The sequence below is a fragment of the Ferrimonas lipolytica genome (assembly GCF_012295575.1).
Classification (GTDB): domain Bacteria; phylum Pseudomonadota; class Gammaproteobacteria; order Enterobacterales; family Shewanellaceae; genus Ferrimonas; species Ferrimonas lipolytica.
This window is the reverse complement of sequence record NZ_CP051180.1, coordinates 4,039,602-4,059,372: the sequence shown is the minus strand read 5'-3', so window position 1 is coordinate 4,059,372 and position 19,771 is coordinate 4,039,602. Positions and strand designations below refer to the sequence as shown.

Below are 19,771 nucleotides of genomic sequence, written 5' to 3'. Positions count from 1 at the left end.
GACTGTTGAAAAGGTATTAAAACAAACAGTCTACTTAAAACACGGCCCGTTACCAGAGAAATTACCAGTTTACTAAGCGGACACAGCGTTGATATTACTTAAGTATCTGCTCAAAGAAGCACTAAAGTCGCAAATGGCGGTTCTGGCAGTGTTGCTCACCATCTTCGTGAGCCAACAGTTTGTCCGGATCTTAGCCGATGCCGCTGATGGCCAGTTTCCCGGCCAACTTGTTGCAACCATTCTGGCATTGAACCTTCCAGAGCTCTTAACCCTTATTTTGCCATTATCACTCTTTCTTGGAGTGATGACGGCCCACGGGCGCATGTATGCCGACAGTGAGATGACGGTACTGCATGCGGTTGGCGTATCTGAATGGTACGTCACCCGCGTCACCTTGATGCTGGCAGTGCTTATGGCCGGGATATCGGCCTACTCCACGCTCTACCTCGCCCCTTGGGCCAAGGAGGTTGAGTATCAGGTACTTGAAGAAGCTAAGGCCGATGCCGGGCTCTCCTCGATCGTCCAAGGTCGCTTCCAGAAAACCGGCAACGGCCAAGCAGTGGTGTATGTTGAGGATATAGAAAAAGGTAAATTATCGAAGGTATTTGTAGCCCAGCTGCCCAAAGCGGTAGAAGGTGAAGTTTTCACCACTGAAGACGCCAGTACTTCAATCGTAATGGCTGACGGTGGTTCAATTCTGGAAGAGCAGAACGGCTCCCGTCGCCTTGTCCTCGACGATGGCACTCGCATCAACGGGGTGATCAATCAGCTCGAGTACAGCCAGATTAAGTTCAGCGAATACGAAATGGAGATCCGCGAGCAACAGGCAGAAGCCCAACGCCGCAAGATGAGTGCCTTGACAGTGCAACAACTGCTGGACGATGGCAGCATTGATGCGATGGCGGAGCTGCACTGGCGCATTGCCATTCCATTCTCATTGCCGTTGCTGGTATTGATTGCGGTGCCGATGTCGCGGGTTAATGTACGTCAAGGTAAGTACGCTAAAATGATCCCTGCGATTCTGATTTTCCTTGGTTATTTCGGCTTGATGATGGCGGGTCGCAAGGCACTAGAAAACGGCTCAGTGCCGATTCAGATGGGGCTTTGGTGGATCCACGCTACTGCGTTTTTGATTGGCATCATCCTCGTTGGCAAAGGCAGACCGTCAGGGCGTAAGTTCCTGTCTAAGTTTCGCTTTCGCAAGTCAGCGGAGAAAGCCGCATGATTAAGATCTTAGATCAATACATCGCTCGCACCATCATCGGCAGTTCTACCGTATGTTTGCTGGTGCTAACGGGCTTGTCCGGCCTGATTAAATTCGTTGATAAGCTGCGCTGGGCCGGTAAAGGCGACTTCACCACCTGGGACGTGGTGGTGTACGTGCTATTTCTTATCCCGCGGGATATCGAAACCTTTTTCCCGATTGCCGCCATGCTCGGGGCACTTATCGGCATGGGCATGCTGGCCCAAAGCTCAGAATTGGTAGTGATGCAAGCGGCAGGATTATCACGGATGAACATTGCCATGTCGGTGCTAAAAACAGCGCTGCCGTTGATGTTGTGTGTGATGCTAATCGGTGAATACGTTGCCCCAGTTGCGGAGAAAACCGCACGGGAATATGCCGCACAAAAGCGCTCTGGTGGCAGTTTAATCCGCTCCAGTAGCAGTGGCACCTGGGCCAAAGACGGCGACGGTTTTGTTAATATTAGAGAGGTTATCAACGCTGATCATCTGTCCGGCATTACCCTCTATCGCTTTGATGAAGACAACACCCTTCGCCACGTTACCCATGCTGAAATAGCGCAATTTGAAGGCAACTCCTGGCAGCTAAGTGACGTTACCCGCACCCACTTTAACGACGATAAAATCGATACCAGCCATGAGCTCACCAGCTACTGGCAATCCAACCTAACTCCAGAAAAATTACAGGTTGTGACGGTAAAGCCGGAGTCATTATCGATCTCTGGCCTAGTCGATTACTTGGATTATTTAGATGCAAACCGTCAAGATCCTACCCGTTACTGGCTAGCCCTGTGGCGCAAAGTAGCTCAACCTGTGACGGTTGCGGTGATGATGATGCTTGGTTTGTCGTTTATCTTTGGGCCACTGCGGACCGTTACCATGGGCGCTCGGATTTTACTCGGGGTCATCACCGGCTTTAGCTTCTACCTTAGCAACGAGATCTTCGGTCCAATGAGTATGGTGCTCGGATTGCCGACCTTCTTGGGGGCGATGCTACCCAGCATGCTCTTTGCGCTGGCTGCGCTATTGCTATTGCGGCGGCGCTAATATATTGATTCATAAAAAAGGCTGTGTACCAATTAAGTGTTGTTCTTTCCAAGGCTGTTAAAGCACTGGCTAGGCGAGTCGCGATACCAAGGGTAAAGCACTACCGCTATTGATCTTCTGCCGCATTGGAGCAGTTCAGCCAAGCGTTTTGGACGGCGACCTAAGGCAAGGGGAATTCCAAAGGGGGCGAAGCTCCCCTAATGCATACAAGAATGTGCCGTCGCCACCGCGACATCGCCCCCTAAAAGCACCGAAATCGGTGCAGCCGAAGGCTTAAGATAAACTTCAACAGCTAACTACGACACAGCCTAAAAAAACGGCACCTTACTGGTGCCGTTTGTGTTTGTTGTTACCTATCAACGGGTAGCGACGTAACCAGTCGGTTGCGTCCTTGACTCTTCGCTCGGTATAAGTTTCTGTCGGCAACTTTAATTAAAGTATCGAGATCGCCGTGGCCTTGACGCAACTGCGCTGAACCCATACTGAAAGTGAACTCCTTATCAGCGCTAACCCCATCGATATCAACGGCGCTGAACTGCTGCCGTAATCGGCTAAAGACAGCCTCTAGTTGGTCTTCGCTGGTGGCTGGAAACACCAATAACCACTCTTCGCCACCAAAGCGACCAAACTGATCCTCATTACGCAGTTCGTGTTTGCACAGCTGAGCAAATGCCTGCAGTACCTTATCGCCAACATCATGGCCATATTCATCATTAACCGATTTAAAGTAATCCAAATCGATAATAGCTAACGAGAAAGGCTGCTGCTCTCGTACGCATATACTGAGTGTCTTACTACCATACTCCATCACTGCACGGCGGTTGGGCGACCCGGTGAGGAAGTCTTGCAACGCCACTTGTTGGATTTTGTGCCGGCTGGCGCGCTCACGCGACCAAAACAAAATAATCGAACCGCAAAAGATGATGGAGGCCAATCCTAACAGATACAGCACCGTTACTTCGTTTTCGGCTTTATCTAGCTTGGCTTGTTTGAGCTGATTTGCCTGCTCAAGCAACCTGTTTTCAGCATTGGCCTGTTCAATGCCAAATTCGGCGAGACGCTGTTGCATCGAGCTCTCCCGTGCCTGCTCAGCTTTCTCAATTTTAAGATCCGCATAAACCTTATAGGCTTCCATCGCCGTTTCCGGGTCTTGTTTGGCCACGGCCAACTGATAATGGAGCAGCTGATACTTGAGCAAATCAGCATCACCTTTGTTTATTAATGCCCGCTCCAGCTGTGCTAACAGCTGCTCTGCAGCCTCCAGGTTGGCAAGGCCGATCATCGCTTCTACTTTGTGGTTGAGAATGGTGAGGTATTGCTCTGGACTGCGATCGGCCGTAAACACCTCTTCAACCAAAGCTAACTGTTGTAGCACCTGTTCAAACTGTTTAAGTTGGAGATAATGCTCACTGAGCAACAAGTCTGCGTAAGCTACTCCAACCAGATCATTGCTCTCAATGCTTAATGCTCGGGCCTTATCAATGTACTCCCGCGCAGCCTCATATTGCTCAGATAAGATGTAGGTTTTGCCCACGTTGTAGAGCATGATCGAGCGATTGAAATCGCTGACAGGCAACTCAGTATCCGCTAACAACTCAAGGTAGATATCGATAGCACGTTGGTAATTACCCATTTCCCGGTGAATGTTGGCCAAGGTATTTTGGGCATTACTGAGGCTGTCCAAATCATCCGTAGCTCGAAATATACGAATAGCCGCCATAATAGGCTCCAGTGCGCCCTGAGAATCTCCAAGCCATAATGTGTTGTTGCCTAGCTCCAGTAGGGTCCACCCCTGCAGCTCGATATCACCGGCAAGCGCTAACTGCTCGACCAGCGCCAGCGTCTGCGCCTTGAGTTTCGAAAAGCGCCCATACTCTTTACGCGACGCGGCTATATACGCCTGCGCACCCAATGCAGAGCTTAGGCTTTGGTTATCAATATCAGCGGCATTAAACTGTTCAAAGGTGTGTAACTCCTGCTCGGCGGCTTCAAAGTCGCCACTATGGGCATAGAGGAATAGCAGACTGGCCGAGGTGGTGATGGCTACCGTTGACCAGAGCCGCTCTTGGGCGAACGCCTGAAATGACTTTAATTCAGGCATAAGCTCTTGAGGGTTGAGGGATCCATCATCAATCATCAGCTCGATATGTTGCAGCAACTCGGCTTCCGTTGCTGTTGGCGCCGCACTAACTGGTAGCGCCAATACAGCACTGACAAATCCACTTATCACCATCTTAATGATTTTGAATCCCATCATTACCACTCCCTTCCATGAGGAATTCATTTTACCCGATAAATACTAAGTGTTTACGTTATTTATACTGCTTTATAGCCCAACTTAAGTCAGCAGAGCTATCGCTGCGATTACCGGTGTTTTCCGCCGTTCCAGCCACCAGGTGACAACACCTCTTGTCCCATTGCTAACGCCGGTTGCTCGATTTGCGTGGCCATTGAGTCGTTCCAGCGATTCAAGAAGCCGTAGAGTGAAATCGCACCAAGGATCTCAACGATCTGCACCTCACTCCAGTACTGCCGCATCCGTTCCATCAATGGTTCATCAACTGCATTAGGTACGCTTCCAGCAGCTAGAGCAAAGTCCAGTGCAACGCGCTCCGCATCAGTGTAAAGCGGACTGGTTTGGTATTCCCAAACCGCCAACACCTTTTGATGGGAAACATCATGTAACTCTGCAGCAATTAACGAGTGTGCTTCACAATATTGGCACCCCGCAGCACGGCTACAAAAGTGTGCCAGTATTCGCTTAAAGCCTGGATCAACATCGCCATTGGGATCCATTACCGCCTTTGTGAGTGCCCCAAAGCCGGTCACCATTGCTGGTACCCGCTGCATGGTCAGCAAACTGTTGGGGACAAACCCTAGTATCCGCTCGAACAGTGCAAAATCATTGGCAAGCTCAGGAGTTGTATCGGCAGCAAGAGGAGTTAATAAAGGCATATCTAGTCCCTGTTTAATAAATGAACATTGAAACTAGCAGGCTACTTATGGTGAGAACAACGTATTGCTATAGAACAGCCAACGTTAGGAATAAAAAAATATAAGTAAACGGTTACGCTAAAGGCGTTGCCATGGCTACCCACAAGAACACATTTAACCTACTGATTTATAAATCTAAATTAAGGTAATAATCTCACATAAATCGATGCGGTTCACAAATTAGCCCCTGCCGCGTACCAATTCAGAACATTGATTCGCCATTTTTTGTGAACCAGATCATAGCCAAGCCCCAGCGAAACTCTATACTTGCGCCGAATTGTGAGCCGCCCAATGAACTCACAAATAGTGACACTTCGGCCATCAGTGCCATTTTCTAATCTGGATGCTCTAGAGGTTCCCCATGCGCTTTACCAAAACGTTACTTGCTGCAGCCATCGCCACTACCGTTCTCGTCGGTTGTAATGATGATGACACTACTAATATCTATCCTGTAGAACCAACGCCGGTAGCTCCTACTGAAGTATCTATTGCCGCCTTCAACATCTCTTTCGATCACTCAGACTTTGCTGAACTAAGTGAAGTAATGAGCATGACTCAAAGTGAGCAAGATGACTTGATTGCCCAATGGGAAAACGCCTCTATCAGCGATGATGCTGAGCTCAAGAAAGCGGAAAAAGTGATTCAAATCCGCAATATTGCAACCATCATCCAGAAAAGCCGTCCTGCTGCTGTGTTATTAAAAGAGTTTAATAACGACGGTGTTGGTGAAGACCAAGTAGCACTGCAAGGTTTCCGCCTCAACTACTTAGGGGTACCACAAGAGTTCGAAGGTGAATCACTCGAGCCTATCCAGTTCCCTTATGCCGACAGCTACTCAACTAACACTGGCCTAAACAGCGGTTTGGACCTGGACAACAACGGTTCAACTACTGATGCAAATGACGCTTGGGGCTTCGGCTTCTTCCACGGTCAATACGCTTTTGCTTTGCTATCCCAGTACCCAATCGATTCTGAAAACACTCGTACCTTCCAAAGCTTCAAGTGGAAAGACATGCCGGGCGAGACCAACGTAGCTATCGATTGCGCCTTGAACGATGTTAACGATACCGATTCATACTGTAGCGTATTGCCAGAAGGCACCACCCCAGCAGAAAACTGGTACACCGATGAAGCGTGGGAAGAGATGCGTTTGTCTTCTAAAAACCACGTTGATGCGACCATCCTGATCCCAACTGAAAATGGCGAGTCAGAAGCTATTCACCTGTTGATGTCTCACCCAACGCCACCAATTTTCGATGTAGCTGAAGCAACCTACAACAAGTCACGTAACCGCGCAGAGATCGATTTCTGGGTAGATTACATCGACGGCGCAGATTACATTTACGATGACGCTGGTGTAACTGGTGGCTTGGCAGAGGGTGAGCACTTTGTTGTACTGGGTGACTTAAACGCCGATCCTTTAGCGGGCGACGGTGACCTAACCTCTATCAACGGTTTGATGACTCACGATAAAGTAAACCAGCTAGCAACCTTCGGTGTCTACGCACCAAAATCTTTCGGTGGACCTGAGTGTATTGCTAACAGCGAATGCCGTGAGAGCGACGTTCCTGCACCAGAGATGGCCACTTCTACTTCTGGCTTGCGTTTAGATCACGTGATCCCATCAGCCACTCTTAACGTGGTTGATTCCGGCGTATTCTGGCCTGCTACCTTCGAAGATGGTCGTATCCTGATGAACGATGACCGACTTACTCGTCTAGATACTTGGAACCCAGGCGTTGGCAAGAACGTTTCCTCTGATCACCGCATGGTATGGATTAAGCTAGAGCTGTAATCGCTTCGATGCTTACTCTATAACGAGAAATGGCTTCCCTAGGGAAGCCATTTTTGTTTAAAGCGACCGCTTTAACGGAGTTTGCTTTGCGCCAACAACTCACGATTCTGCTCTAAGGTAAGTTGTACTACCTCAGTCGATGACAGCCGATCATGCAGCGCGCTTAGCGTACTGTCCCACAACAAAGAGAAGTTAGCGAAGCCACCAAAGGCGTAAGCAGCACGGCGCCACGCTTGACCTTTACTCATCAGATTGCCATCGGTGCATTGAGCTCGGATCCGCCAAGCACGCATACCTATGGTCTGGCCACTACGAGTCCAGCTCCACACAAACAGATAGGCTACCGCCAACAGCTTGAACAATTCATTAATGCCACTGTAAAGGGGGTTGGAAATCATGATATCGCTTACATGTTCCATGCCATCGGTTGGGATAAGTCCGCCCTTAACTAATGCAGTAAATAAGCCAAACAGTAGCGACCCCGCCAACATATAAACGGCTAAGCCGACCAGAAAATCATAAGCCCATGCGGCTAAGCGGCGCATCATCGTTGCTCTAGGCGCGTTTGCCAACGACATCTAAAATCCCTCTATTTACAGCGAAAAAAGCAGTGTAACAGAGCTTTCTGAGCAAAGATGATGGTTTTGTGCGCAAACAAACCATAAACGCTTGCCCCTTCCGCTGGGGTGTATATAATTGCCGTCGAAATGCCGAGGTGGCGGAATTGGTAGACGCAGTGGATTCAAAATCCACCGGTGGTGACACCTTGAGGGTTCAAGTCCCTCTCTCGGTACCAAATTTAGAGAAAGCCCGTAACGAAAGTTACGGGCTTTTTTGTGTCTGCGATTTATGTGCCGTTGCGGGCTATGGCCGAACGCAAATCCTGCCTCGTATCTGCTGACATTGCCCCTGTGCGGCACTCCCCCCTGATAGCTTTACCCTGTCCATATCCGGTTTTGCCCGTACCGATCCTGTGCGTGACTGGATCCATGGCTATCCAACAAGATCCAACATCTTTCGGCTCTGAGCTACTGTCCTGTTCCGGTACTGACCTTGTCCATCTAAGCAAACAAGCTTAAAGCTCGAACAAGTCCTTCGGTGGGGGTGGCACTCCAGTACTTCGACAATAATCGATATAACGTTCACAGTGCTCGGAGTACTTCCGTTGAGCAGTTCTCGCTCGGTGAAGCATCTTTTTAAACTCTGTGGAAATGGTCGAGGTTCGCCACCCTGGTACAGGTGAGGTAATGGAACACCTTTCTTTCGACAGCGAACCATGGAAGACCGTTGAAGAAGGTCTATCAACCCGTGCCATCTTCGATGAATGGCGTGTAAACCACTGCCTAAAGACGATGGAAGATTGGGAAGCGTGGATGGACTTTTATAAGGTTCGTCGATACCTAAAAGGCACTGGGGTGAAATACCTAGGCGATGCCAACGGTTCAGAGGGGATCTTCAAGGTTCAAATGCTACGCGCTATCACTCAAGGCGGTTGGGGGTTACCACCGGCTCCGAAACGCGCACCAAGGGGCTATTACCCTAAACTGGTCGCGACTTTAGAAGATGGTGGTATTGCGGGAATTTCCAAGCAGGATTTAGCTAACTCCAAGAGTCGAAAACTGTTGGAATCACAGCTACCAATAACGCAGCGTATGCTACCTGTATTATCTTGGTTTGCTCGGCAGTACCCAACGGTGGATCTGACCCAAGTCTTCCATTCTGACGAGGTTGAGGAGGCGGTAGCCATGCTCGAACAGTACAACCTCAACAATCCACCAAAGACGACCGTTTCGTAATCTTACTTCTATAGCCCCAGCCCAATTCACCCCCCGAATCGGGCTATCAATATCAGACTCGGTTATTAGCAATGTAGCGGCGCGATTGCTGTCATTCTCTGCCGTCTTCACGATGGTCACATGACCGGTATCACGCACCTTATCGCACCGGCAAATCCCGCAATGTCCATTGCTATGTACTGGGATTGAGATTTACCGTGCTGTAGAACTGTGTCGTAAAGAACCAAAATGTGGAATTATCGTTTAGTAGAACACTGAGTATACAACCTCAACCAGTTATTATAGTTAAATATTAGATCGTCTCGCCCATGATAAGGTTGGTAGTTCTGAATACTATTGAAAAAAGAAGTTTTAATAACTTTTGGGTGGCTACAAACATGAGGTGTCGAATGATATATACTGAGAAAATACTTTTTTTGAAAAAATATATACCAGCACTGAATCCTGTAGATGAAGTTTACGAATCTCTTCATCCTCACCAAATCACCATGAGTGACTTAGATTTATGCATTAAGGTAATTGAGTACGCTTACGCCCTCCATATCATTGACGTTCGTAAACATTTTAAATCCGAACAAACCACGCCAGCAATCGACTGACGCTCAAGTTGTTTTTTTCATGTTTTATATGAAGACAATTTGGACAAAGATAAAATTCTAAAAAACTGTAATTGTAAATGTTTCAAAAAAGGAAACATAAATCAACTTCAATGTGCATATGTATAAGCATCAACCAAACATCTGACCAGCTTGCTAAAATGCTACCTTGGTTAAAATGGCCGGTGATTGATTAATTTATTTACCCTTAGAGCCCTTATGCACTATATTAATACCCAACCTATGGTCAACTTCTAGGATATTAGTTCCGTCATATGAATTGTTGATTGCTGCACTATCGGTTACCAGTCCCCGTCTTTCGTCTTGAGCCAGCCTTTTTAATCTTTGATTTTGTTCTTTTTGTTTCATAAGTTTTTCTTGCATTCTATTTGATTCATCTTCCGCTTTCGCTCGAATTACGTCTTCTTTATGGCTGTTAGCAAGGATATAGCCATGCAACCAGTCGTAATCGATTCGTTTTCCAGAGTAATCGTTGGTCAGTCCTTTAGAACGATGCTTTTCAAGCCGGTAACCGACCCCTAGGTCAAAAGATACAACGATAGCAGTTGCATAATGAGGGCTATAATTTATTCTAAGATGTTTATTGGTAAGTTCTAGTTCAAAGCCATGCTCATCGGCTATCTTACTCAATTGTTCCTTCAGGTACCTAAGATGTGGTTCACTCATTAGTTGGCTACTTTCTCGATGAAGGAGACCCTTTTGAGTCCGCCACTGTACTATTTTTTAACTTTAAGGTAGAAGTGTTAATAAGTGCAAATGAAATCGGTACGCTGTAAACCTAGGATGGAAGCTATGAACCTTGTCATGTGCTGCACAATTCCCGAGGTGGCAATTCAGCCTGAGAGCCCAGACGCGACATCCATGGATTCAAAATCCACCGGTGGTGACACCTTGAGGGTTCAAGTCCCTCTCTCGGTACCAAATTTAGAGAAAGCCCGTAACGAAAGTTACGGGCTTTTTTGTGTCTGCGATTGTTGTAGAACAACGCTACATCGCCAAATACCAACCAAAACCATTAGTAATCCATTGCCAATTCAAAGTAATTGGCACCGCAGATGCTGTGGCTCACCCCTTGAGACGACGGACAGGCGCATTATTAGTCTTGTTGCAAACGCTAGCCCATACTGAACGCTGAGGACACGGTGCCGCCCAACGAAAACGCCCAGTAGATTGTGGCAGGTCAAATCTTTTCATCGCAAAGAAACAGCAATAGGGCTAGACAAGTCTCCTCAATGCCGAGGGGGAATTAGTAGGCACAGTGGATTCAAAACCCTCTCCTGATAAGAGGAATTATCGATTTATGTTTTGTCTACTGGCTACGAGATATTATCAGTTCTTTTAGCCATTGATGAGCTGGCTCATTTGTCCTATTTTCGTGCCAGAATAGATTATATGAAAGCCGTGGGAGCTCGAAGGGGCAAGGGATAACCTTTAAATTTAATCGAGATTTAATATGCTCTGCATAAAGGCTTGGTGCGGTAAGAATTAGTTCTGTATGGCTACATAATTCCGCTGCAATATTAAAGTCAGGGACATAAAGTGCAACATCTCGCTTTAATTGTTTTTCGGCCAGTTTTATATCTAACAGCCATCGTTCTTTTTTATAGCTTTTAGTCATTATATGCCTGCAAGACATGTAAGCCTTTAAATCCCATTTTTCTGCCAATATAGGATGTTCAGAATTAACAATGCAGCATAACTCATCTTGGTAAAGTTGAGTCGAAACAATACTCTTAGGAGGCATAAGCGTCAGTTCTGCATCTTCAAGGCTTAAGTCCTTACCTGTGATTGCAAAATCAAGACTCCCTTTCTCAAGTTGCTCGAATGTATGTGAATCCCATCCACAGGCATCAATGGTTAATTGGGGGGCTTTTGAAAGCACTTCATTGATAAAACGAGGAAACACTATCGGGTAAATACTTTCTACGACAGCCATTCTAAATATTTGAGTGCTACTATCAGGATTGAATGTATTAGGCGCGGTCAGTTTTTCGATATCGAATAAGAGCTTAACGAGCATAGGCTTAAGCTGTTTTGCTCTTGGGGTTGGTTCCATTGTGTAACCTGAACGTTCCAACAAGGGATCATCAAAAATGTCCCTTAATCTGGCTAGACTTTTACTCATAGCTGATTGACTTAAATTTAAATGTTCAGCGGCCTTGGTGACGCTATTATGCTCTAGCAATATGTGAAAGCAAACAAGTAGATTTAAATCGAGCCTTGCTAATTTTTCAAAAGACATTTAATCCAACCTTATAGATCTATTCCCCTGCGTAATAGATGTTGTGAATCTAAACCATTTTAATTCATCTGTCAATTTCCCTAAACTCTCCCCCTATAGACACGTCATTTATTATGCTGGCAAAAAGTGGAGCGTTATTATGCTGGAAATTATGGTCACAATATTTATAGGGCTATTGGGCGGTATTGCAGTTGGCACTCAAGCTCCTATAGCGAGTGCAATGTCACAACGTGTAGGCGGCGCAGCAAGTAGTTTCATTGTACATCTAGGCGGGTTATTCGCATCACTTATTCTGCTCGTGTCTAAACGAGGAGAAAATATAGACCAATGGCGTGAATTACCATGGTATATGCTTGGGTGCGGGGCATTTGGACTGGTATTGTATCTTTCTATAAGCCATACCATGCCAAAACTAGGCGCTGTTTCAGCGATCACACTGATCATAATTGGTCAACTACTTGCTGGGGTCGTTATTGATTACTTAGGTGCGTTTGGATCAATTCCTCGTGGATTAGATATCTACAGGGTTTCTGGCATCGCTTTATTATTTACAGGAGCTTACCTAGTTATTAAATAAACACACATTCATTTTACTCAAGAGTCTTTATATATGAAAATCTTAGTGACGGGTTCTGCTGGTCGAGTTGGACGCAATATCTATATTCATTTGATGCGACAGTATCAGGTTGTGGGTTTAGATATGATGCCATGTTCAACGGTTGATTATATAGGTGACATCAGGGATCCAATGTTAATTAAGTCATCTCTTAAGGATGTAGATGTCATTGTACATGCCGCTGCATTGCATGCGCCACATGTTGGCTTGCGGCCTGATGATGATTTTATTGATATCAACGTTAGAGCGACTGAACAATTAATTAATATGGGGATTGAGCTGGGCATAAGCCGTTTTGTGTATACGAGCACAACCGCACTATATGGTTATGCTTCAACGCCGAAAGATAAAGCAGGCTGGGTAACAGAACAGGTTGTTCCACAACCAAGAACGATATACCATCAAAGTAAGCTTCAGGCTGAAAGGTTATTGCAACGAATTTCAGAAAAAAACTCGCTCCCAGTGACCGTATTACAGATGTCTCGTTGCTTTCCAGAACCCGCCGACTCTATGACCATCTTTAGATTAAATCGGGGGATTGATGCTCGCGATGTCGCCTCAGCGCATGCTTGTGCAATAAATAGCAACACTGACGGGTTCAGGCGTTACATTATTTCAGCTAAAACTCCGTTCTGTGCGTCGGACTGCGGCTTATTATACTCGGATGCGGATAAAGTGATCAGTAAATACTTACCTGAATTAATTGCTGAATTCAATTTGCGAGGATGGGTAATACCTAAGAAACTAGATCGTGTATATGACTCATCTTTAGCGCAGAAAGAATTAGGCTGGGAGCCTCGCTATGATTACAAAGATGTTTTAGAGCTTTTAGATAATAATTTTGCAGAGGTTATCCCTGTTACTTTTTAAAGTAAGATTCCAGACGAAAAATAATTATGGGTTCAAAATTCGCTCCCTTCAGCAGTGGCGCTTCAAATCCGCCACTATTACCAACATATAGATAAAGGCCGTAACGAAAGTACGGCCTTTTTCGTTTCTGATTACATAGCACCTTGACTTTACAAGGCCGATAAACGCCCGGAGGCGACCATTAGGCGAGTATAAAGTCCCCCGCAAACTGCGACATTATATTCCTTTGCCGCCTTTCGTTTTTTAGCTAAATAATTTCCCAACTAGCTATTATCCTTTCGCAACCGGATCGGTCGCCCCTAAATCATTGAAGCGACTAAGAGCAGTTTCCAACAACTGTGCCAACATCTTTGGTGTTATTGAAATTACAAATAGAGCAGATATTTTCTCGGATACGTATTCCTTGAATCGACACGATTTTCTTAGGTGCGCTAAATGAGATGCTAATTCTATTGCTCAACTTTCGGCTCTAATTCATGCTCAAACCCATGGCAGGTACCACATGAGTATGGATCCGGGTAGGTTTTGCTCATGGTGTAATCGCTGTTATGGCTAGGCACCCAAAGGTCACCGTAAGGTTCATGTTCATTCTCTCTATTAACTGGCGCAGTAATGCGTAACAGTTGATTAGAGACATTTTTCGCCGCGGGAATGAACTTCGGTAGGCTGGCGTCGGCGTGTTTGTCCATCCACAGGTTGTCTAACCCATCCTTGTTGTTAGTGTTGTGGCACCAGAAACAGCGAGCAGCGCGGTTGTGGCCTTGCGGGGCACCATTAGCGCCGTGACAAGTAGCGCAGTAGTACGGCTGCATGAAATCGAAACCATCGGCCTCATTCACCGGCCAAGCGCCACCACCGTGACCATTTTTATTATCAACAGTGTCTTTGTGACACTGGGTGCAATTCAAAGTGAGTTGAGTGAGAGGTAGCCTCGGGCCACCTGCCACAAGAGATGTCTGCTGACATGATGGGTGCTTACGCCGCAACTAACACCGATGAAAGCGGCTACAACGGTAACTGGACCGAAGCGCAGGTTTATATTGCGCTAGGTAATGTGCTGCACACCTTAGCCCGTCTTGGCATTGATGCAACCCCAATAGAAGGCGCAGGTAAAGCCTTGATTGGAGAAAAATTAAAGCGGAGTTAGATGGCCATGTGTGTGAAGTAGCCATCCCCATGGGCTGTAACCTCGACTCAGAGGATTACAACCACGGGCTACCCAAGGTGCGCTTAGCACTTGCGAACGTCATGACTGTACTATTAATCGTTTCCATGCCTAGTTCGCCGTGCTGAACAGGCAGTAGTAACTAACCTTAGCGAGCTAAACCAGTAAAGTTACTGTTTTATCGAAAAGTTATGCTGGAGAAAATTACCCTACCCGCAGTCGCAATACACACCGAGTGGCAAGGATTAAGTGCAGCAGTGACACAAAACTGCCATGGCAACGCCACTTAACCATAATCATTACCGTATTAGGCTAAGCGCTTAGTTGCTGTTGTGCTCAGGTTGATCTCTCGCTCAAATCAGCCATTGAGACATCAACACGGGTAAGCGAACACACTTCGAACTTACCTTCTCCGCGGCAACCAGAAGCGTGATCACGATCACTTAGCCTCACAGGGTTAATCTCTATACTCACGCTCAATGTGATTCTGTGTGAATCAATGCTAACGACTCTGAATAATGAAAGGTACCGGTGTGAAAAAGACCCTAATTGCTTCAATGGTATTATCCGCGCTTATGCTTACCGCATGCAGCGATGATGACAAAACTTCATCACCAGACGCGACCGCTAAACTGCGCCTGCTAGAAACCTCCGACATCCACGCTAACGTGATGGATCACGATTACTATCAGGATAAGCAAGACATCACTATTGGCTTGGCTCGCACCGCTGCAGTAGTTGAGGCCGCTCGTGACGAAGTGATTAACAGCATTCTTGTTGATAATGGCGACTTGCTTCAAGGTTCTCCAATGGGTGACTACTTTGCCGCTGAATTTAAAGGCAAAGACTTTGATGTGCATCCGGCCCACAAAGCAATGAACACCATGGATTACGCCGTGGGCAACATCGGTAACCACGAGTTTAACTACGGTTTAGAGTTCTTAGAAAACGCCATCGATGGCGCAGCATTCCCTTACATCAGCGCCAACGTAAAGTGTGCTGTCGACAACTGTTTCGGTGACAAAAAAGCGGGTGAGCACCTGTTCTCTCCTTACCTGATCCAAGACAAGGTAATTACCGATAGCGAAGGCAACACCCACACTATCAAGATTGGTTTCATTGGCTTTGTACCACCGCAAATTCTGCTGTGGGACAAGCAGAACCTAGAAGGCTTAGTGGAAGCAGAAGATATTTTTGAGTCTGCTAAGGCACTGGTGCCACAAATGAAAGCGGAAGGCGCCGATATCATCGTTGCTATCCCGCATTCTGGTGTTGGTTCTTCTGAAAACCCAGCAGAAATGGGCGCTGAAAACGCAACCTACGCCTTAACCACTATTGATGGTATTGATGCCATCTTGTTTGGTCACTCTCATTCAGTATTCCCAAGCGCAACCTTCGAAGGCCAAGCTGAATCCCACAACATGGATCTTGCGAAAGGCACCATCAACAACGTTGCTGCCGTAATGCCAGGTCGTTGGGGTGACAACATGGGTCAAATCGATCTGTCTCTAGAGCTTCGTGGTGAAACTTGGCAAGTAGTAGATACTGAATCTAAAGCTCGCCCAATTTACGTTCAGGACGAGCAAGGCGATAAGGTTGCCGCTGACGAAGTAGTAGACAACATGGATATGGTAACCCACATCCACACTACCGTTGCTGATGACCACAGCGCTACCTTGGCTTACGTTAATGCCCCTATCGGCTACTCTGACGTCGACATGTTCAGCTTCCTAACGTTGGTACAGGATGATCCAACCGTACAAATCGTATCTAACGCCCAGATCGCTTACGTAGCGGATAAGATCAGCAGCGACTACGCTGATCTGCCTATCATTACCGCATCAGCACCGTTCAAAGCTGGTGGCCGTCGCGCTACTGCTGGTGATGCAGCATCATACGTAATGGTTCCGGCTGGCGACTTAAGCTACAAAAACGCAGCGGATCTCTACCTATACCCGAACACCGTAGTGGCAGTAAAAGCGACCGGTGCTCAGATTAAGGATTGGCTGGAATGTTCTGCCACTCAGTTCAACACCATTGATCCAAACAGCAGCGCTGAACAGCCGTTGATCAACTGGAGCTTCCCCACTTACAACTTTGATGTAATTGACGGCGTTAACTACAAAATTGACGTAACTCAACAAGCAAAGTTTGAAGGTACTGATTGTGCAGCGGTACAAAACGAAAATGGCCGAATCACAGAGTTAAGCTACACCAATGCCGCTGGTGACGTGATCTCTGGCACCGCCTTCAATGAGCAAGAGTTCGTTGTTGCTTCCAACAACTACCGTGCCTTTGGCGGTATGTTTGCTGGTACTGGCGCTGACTACGTGATTCAAGAATTCCCTGACGCTAACCGCGATGCTTTGGCGGCCTACATCACCGCAGAAACCGAAGCCAATGGCAAGGTTGACCCAAGCATCGACGCCAACTGGGACTTCGTCAACATCGCTAACCCTGCGCTTAACGTAGTTTTCGAAACTCAAGACAGCGACCTAGCTGCCGACTTTGTTAGCGAATACAAACAGCGTGAGATGACCTTCGTTAAGTCTGACGATGATGGCTTTGGTTTTGCCATCTACAAGATTGATATGACTGGCCCTATCGCTGAATAATTGATCCGCCAGATTCAAATAAACGGCTTCCCTTGGGAAGCCGTTTTTGTATCTCATTGCCGCATAATTTTTGATATTTGCTATCAGCTGGTACTACGAAAGTTAAAGTTTTTCACAACCAACATGTTGGGATTTAGATCACATTATTCCTCACGGCGGAACCTATACTTGCGCGAGTTTGTGAATTCTCGTGATTCATTGTCATTACTGTTTGTAGGTGCCCTTTTGAAACGTATCTTATCCCTCGCCGTGCTCAGTGCAGCAACCCTTGCAGGTTGCAGCAGCCAACCACAACCTAACGTTACTGCCCAACTTAGAGTATTGGAAACATCCGATATTCACGCCAACGTGATGGATTACGATTACTACAAAGGCAAACAAGACATCACCATCGGTTTGGCTCGCACCGCAGCAATGCTGCAAGCCGCTCGTACCGAAGTGACGAACTCGGTACTTATCGATAACGGCGACCTGATCCAAGGCTCGCCAATGGGTGATTACTTTGCCGCTACCCATAAAGACGATAACTTTGATGTGCATCCAACACACAAAGCAATGAACACCATGGATTACACCATCGGTAACATCGGCAACCATGAATTTAACTATGGCATGGCGTTTCTGGAGCAAGCAATCAAAGGCGCGCAGTTCCCATACATCAATGCCAACGTTATCTGTAACGTCGACTGTGGCTTTGGTAAAAATCAGGGCGAGAACCTGTTTACCCCATACCAAATCATCGCCACCGAAATCGTCGATAACAACGGCGATAAGCAGCAGCTAAATATCGGTTACATCGGTTTTGTGCCACCGCAAATCCAGTTATGGGATAAACAGAACCTCACCACTGAAAACGGCGAACAGCGAGTTAAGGTGTTGGGTATCGTCGAAGCCGCACAACAATTTGTGCCGCAGATGAAAGCCAAAGGTGCTGACATCATTATCGCTATTCCACACTCTGGCTTGGGCAGCAGCGCCAACCCAATGGATGTAGAAGCAGAAAACGCCACCTACGGCATTGCTAAAGTAGCGGGCATCGACGCCATCTTGTTTGGCCACAGCCACTCAGTATTCCCAAGCCAACGCTTCGCGGCTAAAGCGGCAAGCCACCAGCTGGATCTAGACAAAGGCACCATCGCTGGCGTTCCAGCCGTTATGCCGGGTCGTTGGGGTGATAACCTTGGCCAAATTGATCTAACCTTAAGCCGTATTAATGGCCAATGGCAGGTTACCAACAGCCAAGCCAAGGTTCGCTCTATCTACAAAAAGAACGAGCAAGGCCAAAAGGTTGCCGTAGCAGAGGTAGAGCATCACCACCATCGCAGTGCTGAGATCCGCACCAGTGTAGCGGCTGAACACCAAGCAACCATCGCTTACGTTAATGCTCCACTGGGACAATCCAGCGCCGACATGTACAGCTTCTTGTCATTGGTACAGGACGACCCAACCATGCAGGTTGTGTCCAACGCCCAGATCGCATACGCCCAGAAGCATCTCGCTCCTGAGTTGGCCGAGCTGCCAATCCTCTCTGCCGTTGCTCCGTTTAAGGCTGGTGGCCGTCATAGTACCCTTGCCGATGCTGACAACTACACCCAAGTCGCTGCTGGCCCGTTAACAGTTAAGAGCGCCGCCGATCTGTACCTCTACCCAAATACCATTGTGGCGTTAAAGGTAACCGGTGCCGAAGTACAACAGTGGTTAGAATGTTCAGTTAACCAGTTCAATCAGGTTGATCCGAACAGCAGCAAGCCACAACAGTTAATCAATTGGAACGGCCACCGTACCTTTAACTTCGACGTTATTGATGGTGTCAGCTACCAAGTGGACCTGACCGAACCAAGCCGCTATAACGCCGAATGTGAACAGGTGAGTGACGGAAATCGTATCCAAGAGCTGAGCTACACCGATACCAACGGTAACCAGATCCAGGGTGATGCCTTAGCCAGCAAGACCTTTGTGATCATCACCAACAACTACCGCGCCTTCGGCGGCAGCTTTGCCGGTACAGGTAATGATTACATCGCCCAAGAGTTTCCTGATATGAACCGCGATGCAGTGGCTAGCTACATCAAGGCACAGCAGGGTAAAGCGGTTGACCCTCGTGCTGATAACAACTGGTCGTTTAAAACCATCAACAGCAACACTACCTTGGATCTTCGCTTCGAAACCCAAGACAGTGATGTGGCGGCGCAGTTCATTAACCAGAACCAGCAGCGCCCAATGACCAAAGTCGGCCAAGATGAGCTTGGCTTCGCTGTTTATCGCCTCGACCTACAATAAGCAGCAAATGCTTTAACCGAAACGGGGACTTACTATGAGTCCCCGTTTTTTTGGCGGTGTCACAGTTAAGTGTTGAGGTTTATATCAAGCCTTCGGCTCTACCGGTTGCAGTACTCTTAAGGGGTTATATCGCAGTGGCGGCGGCCCCAAAAGGGGGAGCTTCGCCCTGTTGCAGTCCTAGCCAACCTTATTTCGTCGCTATTTTGCGCAGCCATCGTGGTAATGTCGCTTTTCTATCCAGTTAGCTCGGCTAGGGGTTGCGCTTCGAAGCGATGGCTCTATAATGCAAATCCTCAAAGCCGAGGTGGCGGAATTGGTAGACGCAGTGGATTCAAAATCCACCGGTGGTGACACCTTGAGGGTTCAAGTCCCTCTCTCGGTACCAAATTTAGAAAAAGCCCGTAACGAAAGTTACGGGCTTTTTTGTGTCTGCGATTTATGTGCCGTTGCGGGCAATGGCCGAACGTAAATCCTGCCTCGTATCTACTGTCA

General features: G+C 47.2%; 14 protein-coding genes, 3 tRNA genes and 1 pseudogene. 12 read left to right on the top strand and 6 right to left on the bottom strand.

Annotated elements, in window-relative coordinates; translation table 11 throughout:
* Positions 1-88 precede the first annotated feature (88 nt).
* Complete coding sequence (lptF, locus tag HER31_RS18425; protein WP_168662913.1) at positions 89-1,225, top strand: LPS export ABC transporter permease LptF; 1,137 nt, start codon at positions 89-91, stop codon at positions 1,223-1,225.
* Complete coding sequence (gene lptG, locus HER31_RS18420; protein WP_168663454.1) at positions 1,225-2,289, top strand: LPS export ABC transporter permease LptG; 1,065 nt, start codon at positions 1,225-1,227, stop codon at positions 2,287-2,289. The genes lptF and lptG overlap by 1 nt, the downstream gene beginning before the upstream one ends.
* Before the next feature lie 349 nt (positions 2,290-2,638).
* Here lptG and HER31_RS18415 read toward each other — a convergent pair whose 3' ends face one another.
* Together HER31_RS18415 and HER31_RS18410 are read right to left on the bottom strand one after the other, a co-directional pair.
* Positions 2,639-4,546: a diguanylate cyclase gene (locus HER31_RS18415; RefSeq protein WP_168662912.1), complete on the bottom strand. Its 1,908-nt coding sequence runs from the start codon at positions 4,544-4,546 to the stop codon at positions 2,639-2,641.
* A 107-nt stretch (positions 4,547-4,653) separates the two neighbouring features.
* Positions 4,654-5,244 (bottom strand): carboxymuconolactone decarboxylase family protein, encoded by a 591-nt coding sequence (locus HER31_RS18410; protein WP_168662910.1) that lies wholly within the window; start codon positions 5,242-5,244, stop codon positions 4,654-4,656.
* 400 nt (positions 5,245-5,644) lie between these two features.
* On the opposite strand from HER31_RS18410, the gene HER31_RS18405 reads away from it, so the two are divergent.
* Positions 5,645-7,078: an endonuclease/exonuclease/phosphatase family protein gene (locus tag HER31_RS18405; protein WP_168662908.1), complete on the top strand. Its 1,434-nt coding sequence runs from the start codon at positions 5,645-5,647 to the stop codon at positions 7,076-7,078.
* A 71-nt stretch (positions 7,079-7,149) separates the two neighbouring features.
* On the opposite strand, the gene HER31_RS18400 is transcribed toward HER31_RS18405, so the two are convergent.
* Positions 7,150-7,656, bottom strand: coding sequence for an RDD family protein (locus HER31_RS18400; RefSeq protein ID WP_168662906.1), 507 nt, complete (start codon positions 7,654-7,656; stop codon positions 7,150-7,152).
* A 131-nt stretch (positions 7,657-7,787) separates the two neighbouring features.
* On the opposite strand from HER31_RS18400, the gene HER31_RS18395 reads away from it, so the two are divergent.
* Positions 7,788-7,874, top strand: a tRNA-Leu gene (locus tag HER31_RS18395).
* Positions 7,875-8,325: 451 nt separating this feature from the next.
* Positions 8,326-8,874: a hypothetical protein gene (locus HER31_RS18390; RefSeq protein ID WP_202983577.1), complete on the top strand. Its 549-nt coding sequence runs from the start codon at positions 8,326-8,328 to the stop codon at positions 8,872-8,874.
* Positions 8,875-9,668: 794 nt separating this feature from the next.
* Here the strand turns inward: HER31_RS18390 and HER31_RS18385 are convergent.
* The gene (locus tag HER31_RS18385) at positions 9,669-10,157 is read right to left on the bottom strand and encodes a hypothetical protein (protein WP_168662904.1); all 489 of its coding nucleotides are present in this window, start codon (positions 10,155-10,157) and stop codon (positions 9,669-9,671) included.
* 153 nt (positions 10,158-10,310) lie between these two features.
* Between HER31_RS18385 and HER31_RS18380 the strand changes: the two genes are divergently transcribed.
* Positions 10,311-10,412, top strand: a tRNA-OTHER gene (locus HER31_RS18380).
* A 388-nt stretch (positions 10,413-10,800) separates the two neighbouring features.
* Here the strand turns inward: HER31_RS18380 and HER31_RS18375 are convergent.
* Positions 10,801-11,733, bottom strand: a complete 933-nt coding sequence (locus HER31_RS18375) for a LysR family transcriptional regulator (protein ID WP_168662902.1) — start codon at positions 11,731-11,733, stop codon at positions 10,801-10,803.
* A 139-nt stretch (positions 11,734-11,872) separates the two neighbouring features.
* On the opposite strand from HER31_RS18375, the gene HER31_RS18370 reads away from it, so the two are divergent.
* Both HER31_RS18370 and HER31_RS18365 read left to right on the top strand, forming a co-directional pair.
* Positions 11,873-12,310, top strand: coding sequence for a DMT family transporter (locus tag HER31_RS18370; protein ID WP_168662900.1), 438 nt, complete (start codon positions 11,873-11,875; stop codon positions 12,308-12,310).
* 33 nt (positions 12,311-12,343) lie between these two features.
* Positions 12,344-13,219 carry an NAD-dependent epimerase/dehydratase family protein gene (locus HER31_RS18365; RefSeq protein ID WP_168662898.1) on the top strand — a complete coding sequence of 292 codons (876 nt, stop codon included), beginning with the start codon at positions 12,344-12,346 and terminating at the stop codon, positions 13,217-13,219.
* A gap of 449 nt (positions 13,220-13,668) precedes the next feature.
* Here the strand turns inward: HER31_RS18365 and HER31_RS18360 are convergent, their stop codons facing one another.
* Positions 13,669-14,127, bottom strand: a complete 459-nt coding sequence (locus tag HER31_RS18360) for a hypothetical protein (protein ID WP_168662896.1) — start codon at positions 14,125-14,127, stop codon at positions 13,669-13,671.
* Between the two features lie 14 nt (positions 14,128-14,141).
* Between HER31_RS18360 and HER31_RS19030 the strand changes: the two are divergent.
* From HER31_RS19030 to HER31_RS18340, 4 genes and pseudogenes are all read left to right on the top strand, one after another.
* Positions 14,142-14,512: pseudogene (locus tag HER31_RS19030) on the top strand (nitroreductase family protein); the annotation flags it as partial.
* Positions 14,513-14,902: 390 nt separating this feature from the next.
* Positions 14,903-16,999: a bifunctional 2',3'-cyclic-nucleotide 2'-phosphodiesterase/3'-nucleotidase gene (locus tag HER31_RS18350; RefSeq protein ID WP_168662892.1), complete on the top strand. Its 2,097-nt coding sequence runs from the start codon at positions 14,903-14,905 to the stop codon at positions 16,997-16,999.
* Between the two features lie 225 nt (positions 17,000-17,224).
* Positions 17,225-19,279 (top strand): bifunctional 2',3'-cyclic-nucleotide 2'-phosphodiesterase/3'-nucleotidase, encoded by a 2,055-nt coding sequence (locus tag HER31_RS18345; RefSeq protein ID WP_238786861.1) that lies wholly within the window; start codon positions 17,225-17,227, stop codon positions 19,277-19,279.
* A gap of 298 nt (positions 19,280-19,577) precedes the next feature.
* Positions 19,578-19,664, top strand: a tRNA-Leu gene (locus HER31_RS18340).
* Positions 19,665-19,771 lie beyond the last annotated feature (107 nt).